The sequence below is a fragment of the Leisingera sp. genome (genome assembly GCF_034669605.1).
Taxonomy (GTDB): domain Bacteria; phylum Pseudomonadota; class Alphaproteobacteria; order Rhodobacterales; family Rhodobacteraceae; genus Leisingera.
This window is the reverse complement of sequence record NZ_JAXMOX010000213.1, coordinates 1-7,438: the sequence shown is the minus strand read 5'-3', so window position 1 is coordinate 7,438 and position 7,438 is coordinate 1. Positions and strand designations below refer to the sequence as shown.

Here is a 7,438-nt window from a genome sequence, read left to right as displayed (position 1 = left end):
GGGACGGCCGCCCGGTTTGCCGCCGGGGGCCGCCGGATCCGGCAAGGCTTCCCAGGCGCGGCCCGAGGCGACGGGGATGGTGGTTTTTATCACCTTCTGGATCGCTTTGAGTTCGTCCATTTCATCGGGCGAGCAGAAGGCGATGGCAGCGCCGTCCTTGCCTGCGCGGGCGGTGCGGCCGATGCGGTGGACATAGGCGTCCGGCACATTCGGCAGCTCGTAGTTGTAGACGTGTTTCACGTCGGGGATGTCGAGGCCGCGGGCGGCCACATCGGTGGCGACCAGAACCTTGATGTCGCCGGATTTGAAGGCGGCAAGGGCGCGTTCGCGCTGGCCCTGGGATTTGTTGCCGTGAATGGCGGCGGCAGCAAAGCCTGCCTTGTCCAGCACCTTCATCAGCTTTTCCATGCCGTGCTTGGTGCGGCCGAAGACCAGCGCGCGCTCATCCTTGTGGTCGGCCAGCAGTTCTTTCAAGAGGCTCAGCTTTTCCGCCTTGGCGATGAAATGCACCGACTGGGTGACCTTGTCGGCGGCTTTGCCCGGAGGCGAGACCTCGATCCGGACCGGGCTTTGCAGGTAGGAGTTGGCGATCTCGTTCATCTGTTTGGGCATGGTGGCCGAGAACAGCATGGTCTGGCGCTCGGCCGGCAGCAGCGCGGCGATCTTGCGCAGGGTGTGGATGAAGCCAAGATCCAGCATCTGGTCGGCCTCGTCCAGCACCAGGAAGTCGCAGGACCCCAGGTCCAGCGCACCGCGGTCGAGGATATCGATCAGGCGGCCCGGGGTGGCGACCAGAATGTCGGTGCCCTTGGCAATGCGGGAGATCTGCGGGTTGATGGACACGCCGCCGACCACCAGGCCGACTTTCATCGGGGTGTTTTCGGTGAGGCCTTTCAGGGTCGTGGCGATCTGGTTTGCCAGCTCGCGGGTCGGTGCCAGCACCAGGCCGCGCACGGTGTTGGCGGCGGGCTTGCGGCCGTATTGCATCATCTGTGCGATCAGCGGCACGCCGAAGGCGGCGGTCTTGCCGGTTCCGGTCTGCGCCAGGCCCAGCACGTCCTGGCCGTTAAGCGCATGGGGAATGGCGCGGGCCTGGATCGGGGTGGGGTCGTTCAGGCCCAGGTCCTGGAGCCGGGTGAGGAGCTTTTCAGGAAGCCCCATGGTCGAAAATTCAGTCACGTATCATCCTTTCACAGCCCTGCAATCAGCACGGGCCGGATCCGCTGCAAAACAGCGGTTTCTTGCGGGGCAGGGACCTCGGGCGCGCGCTGGCCGGATGCCAGGCCGCTGGCCTCTGCAATCCCCACGCGTGATTTTGGGAATGCCGGCATATCACTTGACCCCGGGTGTCTTGTCACGCACATGCGGTGCGGCCGGTCTTGGTCTCTGCTCACGCGGCAGGGAGGGATGCCTGCGCGTCAAATGGCTGTGGATATGCCGGTTGTCAACCATTGATCTCGGCGAAATGCCTGTTTTCGACACAGATTGCATCCGCTAAAGAGGAAGACCAGAAACCGCGAGGACCATCGATGCCAAAGCCGATTATCGCCCGTTGCGAAGCCAAGGGGCTGCGTATGACCGGCCAGCGCCGGGTGATTGCCCAGGTGCTGCAGGACAGCGGTGATCACCCGGATGTGGAGGAGCTGTATGCCCGCGCCAGCGCGATGGATGCGGCGATCTCAATCGCGACCGTCTACCGCACGGTGAAGCTGTTCGAGGAGGCGGGCATTCTGGAGCGGCTGGAATTCGGCGACGGGCGCGCGCGGTACGAGGATGCGGAGCGGGAGCATCACGACCACCTGATCGACATGAACACCGGCGCGGTGATCGAGTTCTGCGACCCGGAGATCGAGGAGCTGCAGGAGCGGATCGCCCGCAAGCTGGGCTATGAGCTGCGCGGGCATAAGCTGGAGCTGTACGGGGTGCCGCGCAAGGCGGAGTAGTATCTGCCCCGGTACCCGTCATTCCTTAGTCTGTGCAGAATTCCGGTTGCGCTGGCGGCCGGAGCTGCATGGTACATCACAGATATTGATATGTATGCTCACGTCTTGTCATGATGCCGGGTCGGAAACGGAGTTGCCTGTGACGGGGCGCTGATGTTCTTTGCCCGGATGGTCCGGCGCACTGCCGGTCCGGGATACGGGACGCGCGCTTATGAACAACCTGCACGGTATTTTGCTTGTCATCGCTTCGATGGCTTTTTTCACGCTTGAAGACATGTTTATCAAGCGCCTGTCGGGCACTGTGCCGGTGGGGCAGATCCTGGTGTTTCTGGGAATGGGCAGCGGGTTTGTTTTTGCGGTCATGGCCAAGATGCAGGGGCACCGGCTGCTGGCGGCGCGGGCCTGGCGCAAGAAGCCGGTGATGCGGGCGGCGTCCGAGGCGGTATCAGCCATGGGGTTTGCCTCGGCGTTGGCGCTGGTGGATATTTCGACGGTGGCCGCGGTGTTCCAGGCAACGCCTTTGGTGATCACCATGGGGGCGGCGCTGTTTCTGAAAGAGGATGTGGGGTGGCGGCGCTGGCTGGCGATCTGTACCGGATTTGCCGGGGTGCTGCTGATCATCCGGCCCGGGCTGGACGGGTTTGAACCGGCGGCGCTGCTGGTGGTGGTGGCAGTGCTGGGGGTCGCGGCCCGCGATCTGATGACCCGGACAATGGATGCCGGAGTGCCCTCCACCGTGCTGAGCTTTCAGGCGTTCTTGGCGGTTGTTCCGGCGGGGATATTGCTGCTGGTCTTCACGCCGGGCGATGCGCAGGCGCTGGCGGGCGGCGAGTGGATGATGATGGCCGGCGGTGTGCTGTTCGGGGTGCTGGGCTATTACGGCATCGTGACGGCGATGCGGGTCGGCGATGCCTCGGCGGTGACACCGTTCCGCTATACCCGGCTGCTGTTTTCGATCCTTGCAGGTGTCATCGTCTTTGGCGAGCGCCCGGATGCGCTGACGCTGGCAGGGGCGGCGCTGATCATCGCCTCTGGTCTCTATACATTTGTCCGGGAGCAGAGGCTGGCCCGGCGGGCCCGGCGCGCGGCCGTTGCTGCGGCCTGAAGTCACGGACCGGGAGCGCACGCGCATTTGTGCAATCCTGTTGGCGCAAACAGAGCAATGTTAGCCCTAAACCGCCGCTTTCATGCGTGTTAGCGATAACGAGGCCGGTTTACATTTCCCCCGCGGCTGGTATGACGCTGACAACAGAACGCGCCGCTTTCAGGCCAAACCAAGGATGGACAGATGAGCACCATTATCGACATTCACGCCCGTGAGATTCTCGACAGCCGGGGCAACCCGACGGTTGAGGTCGACGTGATCCTGGAAGACGGCACCATGGGCCGTGCTGCCGTGCCCTCGGGCGCCTCGACCGGCGCCTATGAGGCGGTAGAGAAACGCGACGGCGACAAAGCGCGTTACATGGGCAAAGGCGTGCTGGAAGCGGTTTCCGCAGTGAACGGCGAGATTGCCGAAGAACTGGTTGGCTTTGACGCTTGCGAACAGGTCGCTGTGGATATGGCGATGATCGAGCTGGACGGCACCGAGAACAAAGCCCGGCTGGGCGCCAACGCCATTCTGGGTGTCTCCATGGCGGTGGCCAAGGCGGCGGCCGATTTCACCTCGCAGCCGCTGTACCGCTATATCGGCGGCACCTCGGCCCGCGTGCTGCCGGTGCCGATGATGAACATCATCAACGGCGGCGAGCATGCCGACAATCCGATCGACATTCAGGAATTCATGATCATGCCGGTGGCAGCGGAGAACATCCGCGACGCGGTGCGCATGGGCTCGGAAGTGTTCCACACCCTGAAGAAAGAGCTGTCGGCAGCGGGTCTGTCCACCGGGATCGGCGACGAGGGCGGCTTTGCCCCGAACATCGCCTCGACCCGCGAAGCGCTGGATTTTGTGCTGAAGTCGATTGAAAAGGCCGGCTACAAGCCGGGCGAGGAGATCTACCTGGCGCTGGATTGCGCCGCGACCGAATATTATAAAGACGGCAAATACGTGCTGTCCGGTGAAGGCAAGACGCTGACCTCCGCTGAAAACGTCGCCTATCTGGCAGCGTTGGTGAAGGACTACCCGATCATCTCTATTGAAGATGGCATGGGCGAGGACGACTGGGACGGCTGGAAGGCGCTGACCGAAGAGCTGGGCGGCAAGGTGCAGCTGGTGGGCGACGATCTGTTTGTCACCAACCCGGCGCGGCTGGCCGAGGGTATCGAGCGTGGCTGCGCCAACTCGATGCTGGTGAAAGTGAACCAGATCGGCACCCTGACCGAGACCCTGAAGGCGGTCGATATGGCGCACCGTGCGCGCTACACCAACGTGATGTCGCACCGCTCGGGCGAGACCGAGGACGCCACCATTGCGGATCTCGCCGTGGCCACCAACTGCGGCCAGATCAAGACCGGCTCGCTGGCGCGGTCCGACCGGCTGGCGAAATACAACCAGCTGATCCGGATCGAGGAAATGCTGGGCGAAGTGGCCGAATACGCAGGCCGTTCGATCCTGAAGTAAGCCCAGGGCATTGGCAGGCGGCGGCCCCCCCCGCCCGGAAGCCCCGCCGGTCTGGCGGGGCTTTTTTGTGTCCCGCTTCCAGCCCGGAGCAGCTGATTGCGATGCCGTCGCGGCCGCAGTTCACGCATTCGCCATTCGCCGGACCGGCCAGCGGACTGGTGCAAAACCTGAACCGGACCTGCGGCCGGCGGTTGTGTGGCCCGGTTCACAGACAGGTTTTCACGGACATGTTACCTTTGTCTCACGCGGTGCGGTTGTTACCGCGGGAGAGGAGAGACCACCATGTCACATCGAGGTTTTCGGAGATTGGCAGCTCTTGCGGGTCTTTCAATACTGCTAGGGTGCAGCGGGCCGGGATATTACCCGCTTGGCGGGGAAGCCGCTGCGCCGTCGGATCCGGTCAGAAGCATGAGTGCAACGGCCGGTTTCATGAACCATCCGGGAATTTAGGACCGGATTGCTGGCGCCCTGACCGGGGCGGAGCGTCAGACCCAAGGGGTAAGCGGCGGCACATCTTAGTCCGTCGCGGTGGATGAGGTTCCATCACCGCGCGAACTGGCACATTGTCTTGTCTGGCTGTTTTGAATTGCCACCGTGCCTGCCGCAGCTCCTGCTGCCATTCCGGCGGCGACAAAGAGGCTCTTCCGGGGGAGAGCGCGCCAAAGGGTGCAGCCTGCCGGCTGCGCCCTTTGGTTTACATCTCCTTGGTCATCAGCATGTAGGTGTCGCGCGGTTTGAAACGGGTGCGCAGATAGAGCCGCTGGGCGGTTTCGTTGTCGCGGTCCACCTCCAGGTGCAGGGCGCGCAAACCGGCCGTGGCCAGGGTTTTCGGCAGTTCGGTCAACACCTCGGTGGCTATACCGCGCCCGCGCACGGCGGGGCGGATGTATAGCTCATCCACAAAACCGTCCATGCCGCCGAATTCCACCGACCATCCGAAGGTGATGACGATATAGCCGATCGGCGCGCGGGGCGGGCCGATCAGGTAGATGGCGCCGTAAGGGTGGCCGTTCAGCAGCGGCTCAACCCCGGCGCGGCGGTGGTCCTCGGTGGTGGCGAGATTGGATTCGGCATGGAAAGCGGCCACCAGCGCCAGCACCCCGTCCAGGTGTTCCGGCTTGGCAAGATGCAGGGCGGCGCTCATAGGCGGGCGAGCCTTTCGGTCAGGAGTTTGAAGAAACCGTCCGCATCGGCGTCTCCGATGAACAGGGCGTTGGGTGTGCGGTCGGTGACGCGCCACCAGTCGGCGACGGTCATGCCGAGGGTGAGGTCCGACTGGGTTTCGATTTCGACATTCACGCGGCGGCCGGAGAACAGTCCGGGCTGCAGCAGCCAGGCGATGACGCAGGGGTCATGCAGCGGGCCGCCCTCGGAGCCGTATTTCTCCACGTCGAAGCGTTCGAAGAAATCAAGCATGTCCGCAGTGAAGGTGCCCACGCGGGAGTTCAGGGCGCGGATCGCCGCGGTACGGGGTTTGGTCGCCAGCACCTTATGCGTCACGTCCAGCGGCATCACAGTGATAGGCGCACCGGATCTGAACAGGATTTCAGCAGCTTCCGGGTCGACGTAAATATTGAACTCGGCCGCCGGGGTGATGTTGCCGACTTCGAAATAGGCGCCGCCCATCATGACGACTTCCTGCACCCGTTCGATGATGTCGGGCGCCCGGTTGAAGGCGGCGGCGATATTGGTCAGCGGGCCAAGGGTGCAGAGGGTGACGGTGCCCGCCGGTTCGCTGCGCAGGGTGCCGATGATGAAGTCAACGCCATGCCCTTCGGCCAGCGGCATGTCCGGCTCCCACAGCTTTGGCCCGTCAAGACCGGTCTGGCCGTGCACATGTTCGGCGGTGACCAGCGGCCGGCAGAGCGGTGCCTTGCTGCCCGCGTAGACCGGCACATCCGTCTTGCCTGCCGCCTCGCAGGCAATGCGGGCGTTCTTGCTGGTAAGCGGCAGCGGCACGTTGCCCGCAACGCAGGTGATGCCAAGCAGATCCAGGTCTTCGGGGCTGGCCAGCGCCAGCAGGATGGCCACAGCATCATCCTGTCCCGGATCGGTGTCGATGATGATTTTCCTGGGGCTCATGGCACTCTCCGCTGGTGATGAGCCACGAGACTACGCGCAGTTCTGCCGGGATTGAACCGTCCGCAGGCGGGCCGGCGCAAATTTCCGGAAATTTCTGCAGCGGCTGTTTGCTGCCGCGGCGGCTGCCCGGCGGCGGTGCCGCCAGGCCAATTTGAGTATTTTGGGAAAGAAGAAGGTGCAGGGTGCGTCTAGGCGCGCTCGTCTGCCTTTACGTCGTCCCAGAGGGCGTCCATTTCGGCGAGGTCGCTGTCTTCCGGGCGTTTGCCGCGGGCGGCAAGTTTGGCTTCGACGCCTTCGAACCGGCGGGTGAATTTGGCGTTGGCGGCGCGCAGGGCGGCTTCGGGCTCAACTCCCATGTGGCGGCCCAGGTTGGCCATCACAAACAGCAGGTCTCCGAATTCCTCCTCTACTTCGGCATGGGAGAGCGTGTCGCGGGCTTCGACCAGCTCGGCGCATTCCTCGTGTATCTTGGCAATGACGTTGCTGGCCGAGGGCCAGTCAAAGCCGACGCGGGCGGCGCGCTGCTGCAGCTTATAGGCGCGCAGCAGCGCGGGCAGGCCGACGGCGACGCCGTCCAGGGTGCCGGTCTCGGCTTTGCCTGCGCGTTCCGCCGCTTTGATCGCCTCCCAGTCCTGTGTCTGCTGTTCAGCGGATTTTTCGCGGGACTCATTGCCGAACACATGCGGGTGGCGCGAGACCATCTTGTTCGACATGGTGGTGACCACGTCCTGAAAGGTGAAATGGCCTGCTTCCTCGGCCATCCGGGCGTGGAAGACGGATTGGAACAGCAGGTCGCCCAGTTCCCCCTTCAGCTCATCCCAGGCTTGACGGTCGATCGCGTCGGCAACTT

The 7,438-nt window shown here is 63.7% G+C and carries 7 protein-coding genes; 3 read left to right on the top strand and 4 right to left on the bottom strand.

From position 1 onward, the window contains the following. Window positions 1–1,179 (bottom strand): DEAD/DEAH box helicase (locus VOI29_RS20570; protein WP_323783144.1); only part of this gene is annotated, 1,179 nt, incomplete at its 3' end. Window positions 1,180–1,529: 350 nt separating this feature from the next. On the opposite strand from VOI29_RS20570, the gene VOI29_RS20565 reads away from it, so the two are divergent. The 3 genes from VOI29_RS20565 (at window position 1,530) to eno (ending at window position 4,506) form a co-directional block, all read left to right on the top strand. Further along, window positions 1,530–1,943 (top strand): Fur family transcriptional regulator, encoded by a 414-nt coding sequence (locus VOI29_RS20565; RefSeq protein WP_323783141.1) that lies wholly within the window; start codon window positions 1,530–1,532, stop codon window positions 1,941–1,943. A 211-nt stretch (window positions 1,944–2,154) separates the two neighbouring features. Further along, window positions 2,155–3,048 carry a DMT family transporter gene (locus VOI29_RS20560; RefSeq protein WP_323783138.1) on the top strand — a complete coding sequence of 298 codons (894 nt, stop codon included), beginning with the start codon at window positions 2,155–2,157 and terminating at the stop codon, window positions 3,046–3,048. Between the two features lie 183 nt (window positions 3,049–3,231). Further along, window positions 3,232–4,506 (top strand): phosphopyruvate hydratase, encoded by a 1,275-nt coding sequence (eno, locus tag VOI29_RS20555; protein WP_323783136.1) that lies wholly within the window; start codon window positions 3,232–3,234, stop codon window positions 4,504–4,506. Between the two features lie 694 nt (window positions 4,507–5,200). On the opposite strand, the gene VOI29_RS20550 is transcribed toward eno, so the two are convergent. From VOI29_RS20550 to mazG, 3 genes are all read right to left on the bottom strand, one after another. Beyond that, window positions 5,201–5,650 carry a GNAT family N-acetyltransferase gene (locus tag VOI29_RS20550; protein ID WP_323783133.1) on the bottom strand — a complete coding sequence of 150 codons (450 nt, stop codon included), beginning with the start codon at window positions 5,648–5,650 and terminating at the stop codon, window positions 5,201–5,203. Then, window positions 5,647–6,588, bottom strand: a complete 942-nt coding sequence (locus VOI29_RS20545) for a nucleoside hydrolase (RefSeq protein ID WP_323783130.1) — start codon at window positions 6,586–6,588, stop codon at window positions 5,647–5,649. Before VOI29_RS20545 ends, VOI29_RS20550 begins: the two co-directional genes overlap by 4 nt. Before the next feature lie 188 nt (window positions 6,589–6,776). After that, on the bottom strand, window positions 6,777–7,438 hold a 662-nt coding region (mazG, locus tag VOI29_RS20540; protein WP_323783127.1), incomplete at its 5' end, for a nucleoside triphosphate pyrophosphohydrolase.